Below are 16,859 nucleotides of genomic sequence, written 5' to 3' on the forward strand. Positions count from 1 at the left end.
CCTATGAAACTCATCGATTCCCTCGTCACCCAGGCGGCCGGTATCGCCGCGGTCCGACGTGACCTGCACGCCCACCCAGAACTCTGCTACCAGGAAGTCCGCACCGCCGACGTGGTAGCGGCCAAGCTCACCGAATGGGGCATTCCCATCCACCGCGGCCTCGGCACCACGGGGGTCGTGGGCATCGTGAAGAACGGCACCAGCACCCGGGCCGTCGGCTTGCGCGCGGACATGGACGCCCTCCCCGTGACCGAACTCAACACCTTCGAACACGCCAGCAAATACCACGGCAAGATGCATGCTTGCGGCCACGACGGCCACACGGCGATGCTGCTGGCGGCCGCCCAGCATCTGGCCAGGAACCGGAACTTCGACGGCACCGTCTACCTCATCTTCCAGCCCGCCGAAGAAGGCGGCGGCGGCGCGCGAGAGATGATCAAGGACGGCCTCTTCGAGCAATTCCCCATGGATGCCGTTTTTGGCATGCACAACTGGCCGGGCATGAAGGCGGGGCAATTCGCCGTGAGCCCCGGGCCGGTGATGGCTTCGAGCAACCAGTTTCACATCGTCGTGCGCGGCAAGGGCGGCCATGCGGCGCTGCCGCACACGAGCATCGATCCAGTGCCGATCGCCTGCGAAATGGTTCAGGCTTTCCAGACGATCCTCACGCGCAACATGAAGCCGATCGATGCCGGCGTCATCTCGGTGACGATGTTCCATGCCGGCGAAGCGCCCACCGTGACGCCCAACGACGCAGAACTCCGCGGCACCGTTCGCACCTTCACGCACGAAGTGCTCGACCTGATCGAGTCGCGCATGAAGCAGATTGCCGAGCACATCTGCGCGGCGCATGGCGCAAGCTGCGACTTCGAATTCATCCGCACCTATCCGCCGACCATCAACACGCCGGCCGAAGCCGACTTCGCGCGCCGCGTGATGGGCGGCATCGTCGGCGCCGACAACGTGCTCCTGCAGGAGCCCGCCATGACGGCCGAGGATTTCTCCTTCATGCTGCAGGCCAAGCCGGGCGCCTATGCCTTCATCGGCAACGGCGACGGCACGCATCGCGACATGCACCACGGCGCCGGCCCCTGCACGCTGCACAACGCAAGCTACGACTTCAATGACAGCCTGATCCCCCTGGGCGCAACCTGCTGGGTGCAATTGGCGGAACAGTTTCTGAATGCGCCAACCACGCCGGGGGCCGCAGCATGATCGCTGTCGGCGAAGCCTTCGCGTCCCGCTACTTCATCGCGCGACAGAAATTCCTCCAGGCCTGTGCGAACGCAGGGCTTGCCGTGCGTTCGCATGTGCATCCGCTCAAGGGGCGCGACGGCGAAGAACTCGCGATGGACGTCGCGCTCGACGGCGATCCCGATGCCGAGCGCATGCTGCTCGTGACCAGCGCCTGCCATGGCGTCGAAGGCCATAGCGGCAGCGGCGTGCAGGTCTTTGCGCTGCACGACGACGAGTGGCGCGAAAAGGCTCGCGCGCAAGGCGTGGCGGTGCTTTATGTGCATGCGCTCAATCCGCATGGCTTTTCGTATGGCCGGCGCGTGACGCAGGAAAACGTCGACCTGAACCGCAACTTCTTCGATTTCGAGCAGCCGCTGCCGGTGAACGAGCCGTATGCGAGCCTGCATCCGCTGCTTCTGCCGGAGACATGGCCGCCGACCGAGGAAAACGTGGCCGCGATCGCTGCCTGGGTTTCGAAGAACGGCGCCAGTGCATTTCAGGCCGCGGTCACACGCGGGCAATATCAGTTCGAGGACGGCCTCTTCTTCGGCGGCCACGCGCCGACGTGGAGCAACAAGACCTTTCGGGATGTGCTGCGCACGCACGGCCAGCGCGCACGCCGGCTGGCGTGGGTCGATCTGCACACGGGCCTGGGGCCCAACGGCATTGGCGAGCGCATCTTTGCCTGCAGGGACGACCAGCAGGCCTACGACCGAGCGAATGCCTGGTGGGGCTCGCCGGCAACGCCGGTCACATCGATCTACGACGGCTCATCCGCTTCCGCGTTCTTGACCGGGCTCAACTGGAGTGCGATCTACGAAGAATGCCCAAAAGCCGAGTACACCGGCATGGCGCTCGAATACGGCACGCTGCCGCTGATCGAAGTGATGGCGGCGCTGCGCGCGGATCATTGGCTGCACAAGCATCCGGAGGCGCCGGCCGAGCTGGCCGATTCCATCCATGCGGGCATGCTCGAAGCCTTCTACACGGACTCCGATGCGTGGCGGGGGCAGGTCATCAGCCAGGCCCGGCAGGTCATGTTCCAGGCGGTGGATGGGTTGACTGCCTGACTGCTTGAGGGCTTGACCGTTTGACGGCTGGGTCAGTTCGGTAGCAGTCGCTCTTCGGCGATCACCAGCAGCCCGTCCATGATGAGGCTGTCGACCAGTTCGAACTCGCCGTTCATGCTTGGCGCCATCTTCCACCCTGCGCCGCCCGTCATGTAGCAGACGGGTTCCGCGCCGCAGTGCGCCCGCACGTGCTGGACCATGCGTTCGACCGCGCCTGCGATGGCGTAGGTGCCGCCGCTGGTCAGCGCGTCGCTGGTGTTGGTTGGAAACTCTCGCACTTCGCCGGTGGGCACGTGCAGGCCGGCGGTGCCGGATTCGAGCGCGCGCAGCATGATGCCGTGCCCTGGAAGAATCAGGCCGCCGAGAAAGCGGCCGTTGGCATCGACCGCCTCGACCGTCACTGCGGTGCCGATCATCACGACCACCATCGGGCGTGCCGGGCCTTGCGACAGCATGCGGTGGCGCGCGCCGATCATCGCAACCCAGCGATCGGCACCCAGGCGTGTCGGGTGGTCGTAGCCGTTCACGATACCCGCCTCGGCGACGCTGGAGACCACCCACCGCGGCGAGCAATCGAAGCGCTCGACGAGTTGCTCCTCCGCGCGGCGCCGGACCGCATCGCCGGCCACGACGCATCCCAGCATCGACGCTGGCGCCTGAAGCTCGGCCCAGGCCCCCTCTGCGAGGCGCTCGATGTGATCGAGAAACTCGGCGCCGTGCGCGAGCAGCGCTGCTCCGGGTCGCGCGGCATCGTAGAGGGACCACTTGAGGCGGGTGTTGCCGATGTCGATCGCGAGGAAGGCCATGCGCGGGATTATTTACGACTTTGCAACCGGCAAGGCTGCAGATGGGGTGGCGGACTACGCTTGCGGGCCATCTTCCGCACTTAAATCATTCCTTCGATCAACCAGCCGCAAGGAGAAGACGATGGGTTTGCTCAGTTTCATCAAGGAAGCGGGAGAAAAGCTGTTCGGTGGGTCCACCGCACATGCCGCGCCAGCCGGACAGCCCGCGCAGGCGCCGGAACCGGATGCCGAGAAGAAGGCCGCCGACGCGATCAAGACGTACATCGAGACGCAAAACCTCGGCCTGACCGGCCTTCAGGTGACTTACGCGGCGGCGAGCGGCACCGTGACGCTCTCGGGCAACGCGCCGTCGCAGGAAGCGAGTGAAAAAGCATCGCTGGCTGCCGGCAACGTGGCCAATGTGACGCAGGTCGACAACAAGCTCTCCGCGCCTGCAGCGGACCCGGCCCAGTACCACGACGTGGTTCGAGGCGACACGCTGTCTGCGATTTCGAAGAAGTACTACGGCGATCCCAACAAGTACAACGCCATCTTCGAGGCGAACAAGCCGATGCTGAGCAGTCCGGACAAGATTTATCCGGGGCAGAAGCTCAGGATCCCGAAACTTTAGCTCGCAAGCTTTAGCTCGCCCCCGGGCTTGCTCACTTCGCGTAGCCGCCTGCCCCCTGCCCGGGGCTGAGAACGGCCTAAGTTGCGTTTCGCTGAGAACGGATTTTCAGATTTCCCCAATGCAAAGAAAACCCAAACTTTCGTTCTCAACGAGGCGCAGCCGATTCCACATTTTTATTCTGCTTTACGGATACTGTTACGGATACCGGTCATTGAATTGATAGTTCACTGATTCACAAACGTCTAGGCTGGCGCGTTCCGACGGTGATCGTTCGAGAGCTTCGTGACGGTGGCGTGGTGCGGGACCGACAGCCTCAACGATTAGCCATGGTTTCGCCGTGTCCCTGGTCTGCCTGGCCGTGGCCTACGGCTTGACCTGCAGCAAGTCAAGTTCCTGAAGCGCTCGGCGCACCTCCTTCTCCGACTGCCCCCGGGCGAGCAGTGCGGCCGCGCGCTTGGCGTGATCGCCCAGCACATGTCGCTGAGGCGGCGCAGCATAGGCATAGACGTGGTGCGGATTGAACCCAATGGAGCGCAAGCGACGCACGTAGTACAGCTGACTGTAAAAAGGAACACTGCGATCCTCCGGATCGGAAATCACGTAGATGACCGGCATGGGGTCGCGGCGGATATGGTCGATTTCGTCGACCGGGTCATAAAAGGTCGTAGCATCGTCCAGAAGCTTGCCGGGAATCTCGCGCCGGTACTCCCAAAAAGCGGTGACCTGTTTCACCGAAAGGAGACCGGAAGAGAATACGGCCGCCTCGATGTCCGATCGCTGGTTGAGCAAGGCGGCCGCGATCTGTCCGCCTCCGGACTGGCCAGCCAAGATGAGCGAGGAGATCTTGAAGCGCGCCTTGAGGATGTCCAGCGCACGGCTCATGAGCTCGATCTCGCGCGGCCTGCGCCTGAGATTGTGATCGCCCGAAGAGCCGTAGATGCCCGGACGGGCCAGGAAGATTGTGGGACGCTGCGCCTCGGCTGACCACTCAGCCATGTCTTTTTCTATCTTCATCGGCGAGGCCTTCGCGTAGCTCTTGCTGATGTGCCTGGCACCGCGCGCGGTCCTGAGGATCACGTCACCACTGAAATAGACCAGCGCGACGGGATTTTCGCCGTCGCCGAATCCGTGAGCGTAGTACCTGATGCACTCGCCGCCGTCCTTCACGTCGATCCATATCCCATTGGGCACGTGGGCACATTGTTCCGGGGAGCTTAAGGCACCGTTGAGGGCTTGCGCGACATCAAAGAGATCGCTGCCACGGGAGATGAGCAATTCCTTGGGACGAGGCTTCTCGAAGGGGCCGAGCAGCTTGTCATCGCCGTGACTGCCTGCAGAAAGTGACCCGATGCCAAAGGCAACGAAGACGAACTTCGAAAATTTCCAGCGCGCGACGCGCCACGAGCGTTGCATGTGGATTTTGATTGAATGCATGTTGTTGATTCTGGCCCGACGCGCTTGCCTGCTCGCCCTCACTTGGCGCGCCGTTTCTTCTTGGCTACCCCCTGGGGGGCTCGCATCTTCAAGCTTCGACAGGCACCACTGGGGTCTCGCGAGTGCCTTGCCTCGCCTTCAGAACTTCACCCGTGTGCTGCTCGTTGAGATACTTCAGGTAGGCGACGAATCCCGACAGGTAGTGCTCGACATCGTCGATTCGCACCCTGAAGGCGTGGTGGCGGATGAAGAAGCTGCCCACAATGCGGGCGGGGTTCTTGAAGAACATGGCCAGCTCGGGGAAGAAATGACCGGTCATCAGGTACCTGGCGCGTTGCTCCAGTGCCCGGTAGAACTTGTCAAGGTCAAACCCCTCCAGGAGCTGCGAGAGCTCCGGTATGGAGTGCGAGGACGTGTCCTGCAAGCGCCCAATCATCCTCTCGGCCGCCATCATTAACTCCAGCAAGGTCGGAAACGTGGTGATGCGATCGAGCACGAAGTCAAGGTGGTCTCGCACGTTGTCCAGCCCGAAGCGGAAGTAGCGGGCCTCAGGCTTGTAGCGGGTGAGCTCATTCACGCAATAGCTCAGCCAATGGTCATGCGCCTGCCAGTGCTTGGCTTCAATGAAATAGTCAAAGGCCCGCTCCACCGCTTCGAGCCACCTAGCATCCTTGGTCAGACCGTACAGCCGCATTAGACCGAAGGCGGCCTCGCCGTCATAGTAGATTATCCGGTTCTCTTGCTTGACGCTCAGATCGGGAAAGCGAAGCACATGCACGAATCGGCCTGTGGTCGAATCTTGCATGTGAAGGATGCCGAGCGCGAGTTGCTCGAGCAATGGCAGGTACTGAGTGTCGCCGGTGAGCTCGGTGTACTTCGAGAATGCGAGCAGGCACACCGCGTTGCCGCCGAGCTTGATTTCGTCGCCAGTATCCACAAGGAACGCGGCCGGCGCACCCGAAGCGAGCGTCACATGGTGGATCAGGTGCTCGGAGAGGCGAGCCAGCGCCTTGTCGATTGCCACCTTGTGTTGCGGCTCGCGCGTTACCTCCCATCCTTCGAGCAGGGCATAGGTGGAGCTGGCATGCCGCAGGGTGTTATACGAGGGAACGGGGCGATCGAAACAAGGAAACCACCCGTAGTGGTATTTGCCCGATGCGGTGACCTGTCGTGCAAGGTAGGCCGTGCTGGCGGTGATCGCCTCTTGCACGCACGTGGCATCCAACGCGGGCAACAGGCGGTGACCGCGGTTGCGCCCCTGGTGCTCCACGCGATGCAGCGCCTTGCCATCGGTAAAGACGGCGCGGGTTTCAAACAGCCAAACGCGATCACATGGCTGGCTGGGCCACTTCAGTTCCTGTCCGAATCGACGCTGACCGTAGAGCTTGAGGAGGGCCTCATTGGGCGTTGCTTCCTTCTTGGACTTGTCGTAGAGCACCGCATTTGCACCGATCTCCGGCTCAAGCATGGCCACCCGGAATTCCTCGTCGAAGGCGATCCCGAAGCGAAAATAGTTGCGCTTAGTGCTGGCAAGGCCTTTGGTCAAGGTCTCCCAGTCCATCGGGTACACCGTGTGCACCACATCGATGCGCAGCCAGAGAATTGGCATCGTTGCGGTGTGACGTTGCCATTTGCTCAACAGTTGCGCGCCGCGCTGCCAGGCATAGTCGAACTGCTTGCTGCGCGCGACAACGACATGGGCGCGCTCATGGGCAGTGCAGGCGGACATGAAGAGCACGCCGGAGTCGCTTTCGCCATTCGAAGACGCGGGGCGACATTCTTCCCAGATCCTGGCGGTCGTCGGACGCGCCGTGATCAACAATTCACTCAGGTTCATGAGCCTTGCCTCCCTGCTACCCTGCCGCCCGCGCGGCGGACGTTCGAGAGCGCGCTCATGCCTTTTCCTCGACTATTGGCTCTGCGGCTGCGATCGGGGACGGTCGTAGCAGGCGAGTGACGACGCGCGTGAGACCCACGCCGTTGGAACTCTTCACCAGCACCACGTCTGCGTCCTTGATCCATGCGTCCAATGCCGCAAGTAGGGCGTCCACATTCTCGAACCACTGCCCCTTGATGTCCCCATGCAGCCGCTTGGACAGAGCATGCATCAGCTCTCCGCACAGCAAGACTCGGTCAGGGCGCGCCGCGCGCACGTCAGCCTCCAGCGCCAGATGATGCGCCCGCGCATCGTCGCCCAGTTCCAGCATGTCGCCCAGCACCAGAACGCGCGAACCGAAAGGCACGGTCTTGGGATCGGTGTCAACGACCACTTGCAGCGCTGCGCGCATCGACGCAGGATTGGCGTTGTAAGCCTCGTCCCAAACCTCTATTTTTCGATTCGCGTAGACCGCCTGGCTGCGTCGTCCGCGTCCACGCAGCGGCTCGAAACTCGCGAGCTCTTGCGCTGCCGACGACATTGGTCGGCCCAAGGCGGCGACGGCAGCCAGCACGGCGGTTGCATTCATCGCCATGTGGCGGCCTGCTGCGCCGAGCTCGAATACTTGCGTTACGCCGAAGACTTCCACATGAACGGTTGCTCCCACCATTTTGATCAGCCGCGCATGGCAGTCCGTTGCACTGCCGAAACGCACTACCTGCAACTGCGCTTCCAAGGCGGCCGACTCAAAAATCGGAAATTCCGGCATGTCAGCGTTGATGATGGCAATGCCTCCGGGCGCCATGCCCTTATAGATCAAGGCCTTCTGTCGTGCGATCTGTTCGTTGCTGCCAAAGCGGGCGGCATGGGCGGGCGCTATGGCCGTGACGATCGCGGCATGGGGCTTGGTCAATCTGCTGCAGGTATCCATGCGCGTTGCTGCCACCTCCTGTACCCAGAACTTCGCGTGCTGGTCCATTGAGGCGAGGTTCCACCCGATCCCATAGGGAGAGTTCGCACTGGTGCGGCTGCGATCGCTGGCTCCCGCGCTGGACAGCGCGTGGGCTGCCATCGCGACAGTGGAGGTCTTTCCCACGCTGCCTGTCACCGCAAGGACCGTTCCTTCGAAACGATTCCGGGCGTCGGTGCCGAGCGCCGCTACAGCATCTTGCAAGTCTGCCACCTCGAGCAGAGGCTGATCCCCATGCGCGTTCGCTTCGCCGACTTGGGCAATGATGCCGGCCGCTCTGGGCGCGAGGCGCTTTATCGCCGGGAGCCGCAAGCCCGCAGCGCCGGCTGGTGCGAGGAGCATCTGCTCTTCGCGGAACTGGCTCGGTTCCGCGCATATGCCCTCGCATCGCCAGTCGTTCTTACGCGGAGGATTTAACCAGCTTCCGCCCGTCACTTGTGCGAGTTCGGCCGCCGACCAACCGGTCATGGTCCCCCGGGCAGAATTGTCATGCAGCCCCATGGTTAGCCCTCCATCGAATGGGTGAAAAGACTCATGTCTACTGCACGCGCCTCTTCGGCGCTCGAAGGAGATTGGTGCACAGGCAGCCAAGGCTTGGTGAGCATTTCGAATTCTGGATTGACGCCCAAGCCCGTCAGAAGATGCACTCGGTGCGAAGGCTCATTGCTGCGATTGACCGCACGGTGGTTCACGTCGACGCGCACCAGCCAAGCCGAGCCATCGGCTGGCAGATGCACGCTCTCGATGCTGCCGTCGGCGCGCTGCCATTCGAAGAAACAGTTGACGTTGGTGATGATGGGAATGTGCAGGCGCCATGTCTCCTTGTTGGCATCGGTATGCAAGGGCATCTCAGCGCCTTCACTTTCCAGTTGCATGATCCGGGCTCGATAGGGCTTGAGACCACTTCGGCTTAACGCATCCATGGTCCGCTCCAAGTAGCCGCTGCAGGCCCGAGTGGACTTGACGCCGCGCGCGCCGGAGCCGCCTGCCGACGGCGCGAGACGTCGAACGCCGTCGTCCAGGGTCCCGTCGCGGCTGGTCACCGCCCAACCGACGTAGTCGACTCGATTGTCGCGATACGGCGTCGAAGGCATGTTCTGGATGTGCTCCAGAAAGTGTGAGCGCAGCGCTTCGGCATCGACATCAAAGTTCTTGAGTCGTGCGAACAGTACATCTTGTGATTGCTTCACCAAGGGAATTCCTTTGAGCAGCAGGCGTACGGCCTCGATACGAGATCAGCCTGCAGTTGGTTTCTAAAAAACTTGGGTGGATTTTTATGAGAGACGCATTATCACCATTTTGGTTTTGGTTGAAACGCATACCCGCATCACCCAAAAATCAAATGAAAACCCTCATTTTTTCGGAATATCAATGAGACTAGTCTGATAATACAAACGCCAATGTTTTTACAACAAAGCGCTATCCAACGGACGATGAGCCTGAAGCGGCGTCTCAGAAACCAGCTTCAATTGCCTATCGCTTGTTACACTTTGCGCGCCAAGCGGAAGTCACGCATCGGCTGGCTGGCTACTTGGCCACATCACAAACCGCGCCAATACTCAAGAAAAAGAGAGAATCGTTTAATGATATTTAGAAGAATATCCAAGGTCGTTTTTTCGTTACTTGTTGGAAGCTTGGCTTGCGTTCAAGGCGCGAATGCACAACCTGTCATCACATGCCCAGTCAATCAAAATACTGTTGGCCTCATTCCATCCCTCACAGAAAAATACGAGGTGCCGGGAAGGAATATCAGAGTGTTTTATGCGCTCCACGGCGAGCACGCGGTGCCCGATAAAACCGACGTAAATTCCAACGGGGTCCCGGACTACGTCGAAAACGTGGCAAGACAGGCGGACGCGGCGCGAAGAGCGTATAACCTTCTTGGGTTTCGCGATCCGCTTCAGAGCGCACGCTATAGGGGCGCCACGTACATCGATCTGAACGTCGGGGCGCTTGCCACCTACGGGCGAGCATATAGTGAACCATCAAGCTATTCAGCCCTACCGCAAAGGGACGGGGCGTGTTCGCTCAGAATCGACGTAGCCAACAATCTCGATAGGTTCCCCGGAACATGGAGCACTCTTGGTCACGAACTATTCCACCTCTACCAGTACGGAACCATGATGTTCAGGCGACCATGGCTTATCGAGCCGACCGCCAATTGGGCAGAGCGGGTCATTCGAACGGGCTCTTTAAACCCGGCCATACCAACAACGCCGCTTCCCAGTTCCATGGCAGAGATGCAGTCGATAGTGTTTTCGCAGAGCTTTCCCTACGGTTTTTGGGGTCGACTCGCAAGCCTCATGGATCCAGGCGACGAGGTCATGCGGCTACCAAACGAGCTCCAATACGCGGTCTACACCGATGGCAGCCCAATTTTCAAAGATGACCGAATTCGGGGATTTGCTTTTTTAAGCACACTTCTCCAGTACCTTGACGCAGAAAGCCAAGTCGTTGCATACGAAAATGGCTGGCCCGCGTACACTTGGAGTGGCACCGATCAGAATAGCGCATCGCACGACACTCGGATACTCAAATCGATCCAAAAGGCAGTGAGGCGAACCGGCGTGAGGAACTATGAAATCGATGCGTTTCTAGCCATTGAGTAAGCAATAAAAGACGAAGCCCCGAATTGCTCTACGCATCGGGCCCTTCGTCCTTCGTGACCTACAACCCTGACCTCAGTCGACGCACGATAGGTTCGGGCACTCGATACCATTCGCAGCTTCCGTAAATAGCGCATTGGCATCGATATAGCGCTTGGCATTCGAGATGCGCCTATTTCGACATAGTAGTAACGGTTGCCGTTTGGGGCTTCTACCTCGCAAAGTAAGCTGCATCCCGAAGCGAGAGTGGTGCCGGTTTTCCGCCACACTGCAGTGCAATTTCCAGTTCTTATAAGAATTGCGGAATGCGTGATAGCAGTCCTTCTTGGCGACACCGGCAGCCTCAGCGGTGTCCAGCGACCGGGTTGCGCAACGCTGGGGAGGGCTAGTTTTGCTTCCAGGGGAGGCCGCGGAGGCGCCAGCCGCCTTTTTGGCCGCGGTGGCCCTCTGGGTCGGGGTCGCCTTCGAAGCCTTCGAGGATGTTGTATGCCTCGATGCCGAGTTCGGTGGCACGCTTGGCGGCGGCGATGGAGCGGACGCCGCTTCGGCATAGCAGGACCGCTTTTTTGCCGGGGGGGACGGCGGCGCGCACAGCTTCGTCGTAGGCGCCGTTCAGGGCCATGCCGGGCCACTGCTTCCAGGCGATGCCGACTGCGCCAGGGACGTAACCGACCCACTCGCGTTCGGCGTCGGTGCGCACGTCGACAAGCACCGCGGTGCCGTCGGCCATCCATTGCGCAGCCTGTTCGGGGGTGACGTCGCCGGCATAGCCTGTGGCCGGCGAGACGCCAGTTCGCCCGGGGGGAATGGCGGCTGATGTTGGCGGGGTCGCATCCGGCTTGGTCATTGCTTGCTGTCCTTCGTGATCCAACTTGGGGAAACACACATTCTTCACCAGTTCGAGAAGCGGTGCCCCCGGGGCCTGTTCAACATACTGCCGACGAGATTTCTATTCAAGAACGATCCAAGACCCATCTGCGGGACCATCCGGGGGCCATCCGGGGGCCATCCGGGGGCCATCCGGGGGCCATCCTAACACCATCCGGCTGGATGGTGTTAGGATGGCGCCATGCAAAATCAACTCGTTCCCTTGGCACCGCGCACCAAGCTGCCCGACGCCGAGAAGATCACGATCAACCTGGGCTATGTGGACCTCGGGCACATCGACCTGATGGTGGCCGAAGGCTTCTATTCCAACCGGACGGACTTCATACGAACGGCGATCCGCAACCAGCTTTCCGCCCATGGCGACGCGCTCAAGCAGGTGGTTGCGCGAAAGATGCTGGTGCTGGGGCTGCAACAGTTCGGCGCGGCCGATCTGCAAGCCGTCCGCGACGCCGGCGAAAAGCTCGAAATCCGGGTGCTCGGCCTCGCGAGCATTTCGGCCGATGTGACGCCCGAACTCGCGCGGGACGCCATCGGCTCCATCACCGTTCTTGGCGCACTGCATGCGCCGCCCGCCGTCAAGGCTGCATTGGCCGATCGCATTCGCTGAGGTATTCGATGAATCAACTTTTTGAACGCCTGATGCATCAGGCCGCGCGTCTGACACAGGGCGGCAATCTTCAGGAGGCGACCCGCGCCATCCAGCGCGCATTGAAGGGCGACTCTCCGCCGGAAGCGCCAGGCGCACGCCCTGCCGAGGCCGAGCACACCCCTGCTCACCCTACCCATGCTGCGAACGATGACAGGCTGGTGGTCGACGTCGAGGCGCGATTTGTCGAAGCGCCTCCCGTGGCACGCGATGCACCGAGCGAGCCTGAGGTCGTACCGGAGCTCGGCGAAGACCAGTGGACGGACGGCCTCTTTGCCCATCGCAACCGCAGCATCGCCTACAAGCTCTTCGTTCCCGCGAAAGGCACCGGAACGGCCCGCCCGTTGGTGCTGATGCTGCATGGCTGCACGCAGCATCCGGACGACTTCGCCGCCGGCACGCAGATGAATCGACTGGCGCAGGAGCACGGCTTTCTGGTGCTCTATCCGGCGCAGACGCAGCACGCCAATTCATCGAAATGCTGGAACTGGTTCAAGCCGCAGCACCAGCAGCGCGATCGCGGCGAACCGGCGCTGCTCGCAGCGCTCACGCGGTCGGTGATGTCGGAGCAAGCGGTCGACCCGGGGCGCGTGTATGTGGCCGGCCTGTCGGCGGGCGGCGCAATGGCGGACATCCTCGGCCGGACGCATCCCGATCTGTTCGCCGCCGTCGGGGTGCATTCGGGGATCCCTGCTGGCGCCGCGCATGACCTGATGTCGGCGCTTTCGGTGATGAAGAATGGACAGGCGGCCGCACCGACCCTTCGGCCATCGATACCGATCATCGTCTTCCACGGCGACGCCGATGGCACGGTGCACGCACGAAACGGCGAGCAATTGGTGGCCGCAGCGCTCGCGAGCCAGAACGCCGCAGCGCCCACGGACGAGTCCAGAGGCCAGGCCAGCAAGGGCCGCAGGTACACCCGCCGCGTCTATGAGCAAGGCGGCGAGACCATCGAACACTGGCTGCTGCATGGCGCCGGGCACGCCTGGGCGGGCGGCAGCCCGAGGGGCTCTTTCACCGATCCGACCGGGCCTGACGCCAGCGCTGAAATGCTGCGTTTCTTCCTGGCCCATCCGAGGCCAAGGCCGGCGGGCTAGCTAGTAACAGACAGAAGGCGAACCGCTCATTCAGCGGGGGAGCCCGCGTGCCTGTCCAGTCCGCTCGTGGGTGTGCAGCTACTCGAGCGCTGCCGCGGACGCTTCTGGGTACAGGTTGGGAAACAGGATGTTGAGCGACGCCATGGGGAACCCAATGCATAGGTCTGAGCGGTGACCATCGCTTTTGAGCAGCCCGTCGGCCAGGAAACGCGACACGACCTTCCGGCCCGTGCGCTCTTCCAGGCCCGTCATCCTGATGAAGTCGCCCCGCGAGATCGAACCCGCCGTGGCGACCGTCTGAAGCGGAAAGATGGCCTCCTCACGGTACTCGGAGATTCCATCCGTGATCCCGCGCACGAGAACATAGGCGCGAATGCGGTCCTTGAGCTTGCGAAGATCGAGCATCGTGGTCATGAACGTGACCTGATCCTCGCACAGCTCGATGAAGTAGCGGCACCACGCCAAGAGCATCTTCTGGCTGAGGTTTCCGCGACCATCGAGGTCGCCTTGCCGCGCACTGTCCGCGTTGTCGAGCATCTCGTAGTAGACCTTGCGCTGGCGCGCGAGCGCGCGATTTGGCGACCAGAGGCCTCCGCTCACAGGGAACAGTGAGCAGTGGGTCTGCAGGCGAACAGCTCGCCCGTTTCCGTCCTCGAACGGGTGAGTCCACGCCACGCGATGGTGGGCAGACGCGATGGTGTAGAGCACAGCATCGACGCCTTTGAGGCGACCATATCTCTCATCCATCCTTGCCAAGAACTGGGGCACCGACTGCCAGGTCGGAGGTTGATGCCGGCCTACCGCAACGTCGTGCTTGCGAATCTCTCCTGGCACAACGATGCGCCCGTCTTCCGTTCGCCGGTCGCCTTCTGAAAGCCTGCCGTAAAGAGCCGCGTGCGCCTTCAAAAGAAATTCGCTGCTGAGGGCGGCCGCCTCTGTCGTCACGAGGCGTTCAAGTTCCAGTTCCGCTTCGATGTGAGCGACGGCTATCCGCTGTCGCATGGCCACGTCCGGCTTCTCGGAAAAGTCGTGTCTGAGCGCGCGCTCGATGTTCGCCGGATGCGTGCCCTGGCCCTCGATGCTGTTCGAGTAGTAGGAGTTCATCGACCGCACAATCGCACGCAGGGCCTCCCTTGCTTCGGGACTTGCCGAGGCTCGCAACTGCGCAGACTTTTCGAAGATCCGACGCGTGGCTTCAACCAGCCCATCGAGGTCCTGAGCCGGAAGAAGGGGCTCAAACTGATGGGGTTGATCATAGACGGCGATTGCCTTGGGTTTTACCGACATGAATTCCGGTTCCTTTTCCTTAAGAATACGTGAATAACGTTTATTTATCAACGGGTTAGGTCGGACGACAGATCCTGCAGTTTCCGGTTCTATTGCCGATTGGATTTCCACGGCCGCCAAGCGCATGGTGGTGCGCCCATAGCGACAGGGGCGCTCGGCTTACACCTGGTTTCCTCCCGTGCGGGATATTCGTATTGCTTTGCAATGCGGATGCCAGCGCCAAGGCGCCGTCGCGCGTTGAGTGGTCAGTACCGAGGACCCTTTCATGAACCAACGCACCACCCCGTTTCCGCGCCGCGCGACCGGCTGGCTGCTGGGACTGGCGCTGCTCCTGACCAGCGTGCTTGCGGCAGCGCAGCAAGACCCCCCGGCTCGCGTCGGACGACTCAATTTCCAGCAAGGTTCGGTGAGCTTCTCGCCGGCCGGCGATGACAACTGGTACGAGGCGGTCCCCAATCGGCCGCTCACCACCGGCGACCGCCTTTGGGCGGATCGAAGCGCACGCGCAGAGGTCTACGTCGGCTCGACCGCGGTGCGGCTCGACGAGCAGACCGGCATCACGATGTCCGAGGTCGACGACAACACGGCCCGCATCACAGCCACTCAGGGAAGCCTTCAGGTTCGTGTGCGCGACGATCTCGCCGGCGGACGTTTCGAGGTCGACACCGCCAACATGGCCATGATCGTGGACACCCCCGGGGACTTCCGCATCAACGTCGACCCGGGCTCGGGCACGACCCAGGTCTCGGTCGCGGCGGGCAACGTCACGCTCTTCGGCGAGAACGGCGAAAGCACGCCGCTGGGGCCGCATCAGCAACTGACGGTCTCCGGCAGGAACCTCGCAGCCGCGAACGGCGCACCGGTCCGCGCGGCGAGCGACTTCGACCGCTGGGTGGCGGAACGCGATCGCATCGACGACCAGTCGGTCTCCGCGCGTTATGTGTCGCGCGACACCGTCGGCTACCAGCAACTCGACGCCTATGGCGATTGGCAGAACGATCCGAACTATGGCGAGGTCTGGTATCCGCGCAATGTCGACGCCGACTGGGCGCCCTATCAGAACGGCCAATGGGCCGAGGTAGCGCCTTGGGGATGGACGTGGATCGACGCCGCGCCTTGGGGCTTTGCACCGACACACTACGGCCGATGGGCGCGCGTCGGGTCGCGCTGGTGCTGGGTTCCGGGACGTCAGCACGCGCGCCCTGTCTATGCGCCTGCGCTTGTGGGCTTCGTGGGCGGCACGGCCGCCGGCGCGAGTGCCAACCTGGCGATCGGCGGAGGGCGCCACGGTGTGGGGTGGTTCCCATTGGCTCCCGGCGAGGCATGGCGGCCCGGCTACCGAGCCAGCCAGCGCTATATCGACGAAGCCAATCGCGCTGCGCTTGGCCGCCAAATCGCCGCGCAGAACGCCGCACGCAATGCCGAGTTTGCCAATCGGCTGATGCCCGGGGCGGTCACGGTCGTGCCGGCGGATCATTTCGCTCGCGGGCCGATCGGGCGGCGAGAGGTCGTCCGTGTGCCCACCGAGCGGCTTGCCAGCGTGCCTGTGGGGATGGGCGCGCCGATCCCGTTGCACGGTGGGCCGTCACCCGCGGCCTTCAGCAGGGCCGCGGCGGTGCCTCCGCCCGGTGCGGTGCAGCCGAGACAGCAGCAACGACAGATGCAGCAGTTCCAGCAGGCCCAGCAAGTTCAACAGGCTCAGCAAGCGCTCCAGGCACAGCAGATCCAGCGCCAGCAGCAAGAAATCCAGCAACGCGCGGCAGGGCAAGCCGTTCAGGCACAGCAGGCTCAGCAGGCACAACAACTGCAGCAGCGAGCGGCCGCTCAAGCCATGCAGGCGCAACAGGCACAGCAACTCCAACAAGCGCAGCGGCAGCAGCAAGAAGTGCAGCAACGCGCCGCAGCGCAAGCCATGCAGGCGCAGCAAGCGCAGCAACTGCAGCAGGCCCAAAGGCAGCAGCAGGAAGCACAGCAACGTGCCGCGACGCAGCAGGCTTTGCAGGCCCAACAAGCGCAACAACTGCAACACGCCCAGCGCCAGCAGCAGGAAATCCAGCAACGCGCAGCGGCCCAAGCCATGCAGGCGCAACAAGCACAACAGGCGCAGCAATTGCAGCAGATGCAGCGACAGCAGGCCGAGGCCCAGCAACGTGCAGCGCAGGCGCAAGCCATGCAGATGCAGCAACAACAGGCCATGCGGGCGCAACAGCAGCAAGCGCAGCAGATGATCCAGCAACGGCAACAGGCGGCGCGCCAGGCGCAGGAACTTCGGCCCCGCGCCCCGGGCCGCCCGGATCAACCGCAACAGGGCCTGGTCGACCGGCCGTAAT

The 16,859-nt window shown here is 62.3% G+C and carries 14 protein-coding genes; 7 read left to right on the forward strand and 7 right to left on the reverse strand.

Going from position 1 to position 16,859, the window contains the following annotated elements; translation table 11 throughout:
* Nucleotides 1-3: 3 nt before the first annotated feature.
* Nucleotides 4-1,215 carry a M20 aminoacylase family protein gene (locus AC1DEK_RS09600; RefSeq protein WP_478124993.1) on the forward strand — a complete coding sequence of 404 codons (1,212 nt, stop codon included), beginning with the start codon at nucleotides 4-6 and terminating at the stop codon, nucleotides 1,213-1,215.
* Entirely contained in the window at nucleotides 1,212-2,306 is a 1,095-nt protein-coding gene (locus AC1DEK_RS09605; RefSeq protein ID WP_478124994.1) for a M14 family metallopeptidase, read from the forward strand. Before AC1DEK_RS09600 ends, AC1DEK_RS09605 begins: the two co-directional genes overlap by 4 nt.
* A gap of 32 nt (nucleotides 2,307-2,338) precedes the next feature.
* Here the strand turns inward: AC1DEK_RS09605 and AC1DEK_RS09610 are convergent, their stop codons facing one another.
* Nucleotides 2,339-3,112, reverse strand: coding sequence for a type III pantothenate kinase (locus AC1DEK_RS09610; protein WP_478124995.1), 774 nt, complete (start codon nucleotides 3,110-3,112; stop codon nucleotides 2,339-2,341).
* Nucleotides 3,113-3,233: 121 nt separating this feature from the next.
* Here AC1DEK_RS09610 and lysM point away from each other — a divergent pair, with 121 nt between their 5' ends.
* Nucleotides 3,234-3,722, forward strand: a complete 489-nt coding sequence (gene lysM / locus AC1DEK_RS09615; RefSeq protein WP_478124996.1) for a peptidoglycan-binding protein LysM — start codon at nucleotides 3,234-3,236, stop codon at nucleotides 3,720-3,722.
* A gap of 363 nt (nucleotides 3,723-4,085) precedes the next feature.
* Here lysM and AC1DEK_RS09620 read toward each other — a convergent pair whose 3' ends face one another.
* From AC1DEK_RS09620 to AC1DEK_RS09635, 4 genes are all read right to left on the reverse strand, one after another.
* Nucleotides 4,086-5,156 (reverse strand): alpha/beta hydrolase family protein, encoded by a 1,071-nt coding sequence (locus tag AC1DEK_RS09620; protein WP_478124997.1) that lies wholly within the window; start codon nucleotides 5,154-5,156, stop codon nucleotides 4,086-4,088.
* 88 nt (nucleotides 5,157-5,244) lie between these two features.
* A complete protein-coding gene (locus AC1DEK_RS09625) occupies nucleotides 5,245-6,885 on the reverse strand; it encodes a Mur ligase (RefSeq protein ID WP_478124998.1) in 1,641 nt (546 codons plus the stop codon).
* 163 nt (nucleotides 6,886-7,048) lie between these two features.
* Entirely contained in the window at nucleotides 7,049-8,503 is a 1,455-nt protein-coding gene (locus tag AC1DEK_RS09630; protein WP_478124999.1) for a UDP-N-acetylmuramoyl-tripeptide--D-alanyl-D-alanine ligase, read from the reverse strand.
* A gap of 2 nt (nucleotides 8,504-8,505) precedes the next feature.
* Nucleotides 8,506-9,192 (reverse strand): aspartyl/asparaginyl beta-hydroxylase domain-containing protein, encoded by a 687-nt coding sequence (locus AC1DEK_RS09635; protein WP_478125000.1) that lies wholly within the window; start codon nucleotides 9,190-9,192, stop codon nucleotides 8,506-8,508.
* Between the two features lie 393 nt (nucleotides 9,193-9,585).
* Here AC1DEK_RS09635 and AC1DEK_RS09640 point away from each other — a divergent pair, with 393 nt between their 5' ends.
* The gene (locus AC1DEK_RS09640; protein WP_478125001.1) at nucleotides 9,586-10,611 is read left to right on the forward strand and encodes a hypothetical protein; all 1,026 of its coding nucleotides are present in this window, start codon (nucleotides 9,586-9,588) and stop codon (nucleotides 10,609-10,611) included.
* A 382-nt stretch (nucleotides 10,612-10,993) separates the two neighbouring features.
* On the opposite strand, the gene AC1DEK_RS09645 is transcribed toward AC1DEK_RS09640, so the two are convergent.
* Entirely contained in the window at nucleotides 10,994-11,455 is a 462-nt protein-coding gene (locus tag AC1DEK_RS09645; RefSeq protein ID WP_478125002.1) for a rhodanese-like domain-containing protein, read from the reverse strand.
* Nucleotides 11,456-11,677: 222 nt separating this feature from the next.
* Here AC1DEK_RS09645 and AC1DEK_RS09650 point away from each other — a divergent pair, with 222 nt between their 5' ends.
* Together AC1DEK_RS09650 and AC1DEK_RS09655 are read left to right on the forward strand one after the other, a co-directional pair.
* Nucleotides 11,678-12,103, forward strand: a complete 426-nt coding sequence (locus AC1DEK_RS09650) for a CopG family transcriptional regulator (RefSeq protein WP_478125003.1) — start codon at nucleotides 11,678-11,680, stop codon at nucleotides 12,101-12,103.
* Between the two features lie 8 nt (nucleotides 12,104-12,111).
* Nucleotides 12,112-13,242 (forward strand): extracellular catalytic domain type 1 short-chain-length polyhydroxyalkanoate depolymerase, encoded by a 1,131-nt coding sequence (locus tag AC1DEK_RS09655; RefSeq protein ID WP_478125004.1) that lies wholly within the window; start codon nucleotides 12,112-12,114, stop codon nucleotides 13,240-13,242.
* 78 nt (nucleotides 13,243-13,320) lie between these two features.
* Here AC1DEK_RS09655 and AC1DEK_RS09660 read toward each other — a convergent pair whose 3' ends face one another.
* Nucleotides 13,321-14,655: a Fic family protein gene (locus AC1DEK_RS09660; RefSeq protein WP_478125005.1), complete on the reverse strand. Its 1,335-nt coding sequence runs from the start codon at nucleotides 14,653-14,655 to the stop codon at nucleotides 13,321-13,323.
* A 139-nt stretch (nucleotides 14,656-14,794) separates the two neighbouring features.
* On the opposite strand from AC1DEK_RS09660, the gene AC1DEK_RS09665 reads away from it, so the two are divergent.
* Nucleotides 14,795-16,858, forward strand: coding sequence for a DUF6600 domain-containing protein (locus AC1DEK_RS09665; protein ID WP_478125006.1), 2,064 nt, complete (start codon nucleotides 14,795-14,797; stop codon nucleotides 16,856-16,858).
* Nucleotide 16,859: the final 1 nt, after the last annotated feature.

This window comes from Variovorax sp. 10N420, from assembly GCF_056394705.1.

Excerpts from the sequence above, each read along its gene's own strand:
- AC1DEK_RS09600 (WP_478124993.1), top strand. The coding sequence starts at position 4 with ATGAAACTCATCGATTCCCTCGTCACCCAGGCGGCCGGTATCGCCGCG.
- AC1DEK_RS09605 (WP_478124994.1), top strand. The coding sequence starts at position 1,212 with ATGATCGCTGTCGGCGAAGCCTTCGCGTCCCGCTACTTCATCGCGCGA.
- AC1DEK_RS09610 (WP_478124995.1), bottom strand. The coding sequence starts at position 3,112 with ATGGCCTTCCTCGCGATCGACATCGGCAACACCCGCCTCAAGTGGTCC.
- lysM (WP_478124996.1), top strand. The coding sequence starts at position 3,234 with ATGGGTTTGCTCAGTTTCATCAAGGAAGCGGGAGAAAAGCTGTTCGGT.
- AC1DEK_RS09620 (WP_478124997.1), bottom strand. The coding sequence starts at position 5,156 with ATGCATTCAATCAAAATCCACATGCAACGCTCGTGGCGCGTCGCGCGC.
- AC1DEK_RS09625 (WP_478124998.1), bottom strand. The coding sequence starts at position 6,885 with ATGTCCGCCTGCACTGCCCATGAGCGCGCCCATGTCGTTGTCGCGCGC.
- AC1DEK_RS09630 (WP_478124999.1), bottom strand. The coding sequence starts at position 8,503 with ATGGGGCTGCATGACAATTCTGCCCGGGGGACCATGACCGGTTGGTCG.
- AC1DEK_RS09640 (WP_478125001.1), top strand. The coding sequence starts at position 9,586 with ATGATATTTAGAAGAATATCCAAGGTCGTTTTTTCGTTACTTGTTGGA.
- AC1DEK_RS09645 (WP_478125002.1), bottom strand. The coding sequence starts at position 11,455 with ATGACCAAGCCGGATGCGACCCCGCCAACATCAGCCGCCATTCCCCCC.
- AC1DEK_RS09650 (WP_478125003.1), top strand. The coding sequence starts at position 11,678 with ATGCAAAATCAACTCGTTCCCTTGGCACCGCGCACCAAGCTGCCCGAC.
- AC1DEK_RS09655 (WP_478125004.1), top strand. The coding sequence starts at position 12,112 with ATGAATCAACTTTTTGAACGCCTGATGCATCAGGCCGCGCGTCTGACA.
- AC1DEK_RS09660 (WP_478125005.1), bottom strand. The coding sequence starts at position 14,655 with ATGCGCTTGGCGGCCGTGGAAATCCAATCGGCAATAGAACCGGAAACT.
- AC1DEK_RS09665 (WP_478125006.1), top strand. The coding sequence starts at position 14,795 with ATGAACCAACGCACCACCCCGTTTCCGCGCCGCGCGACCGGCTGGCTG.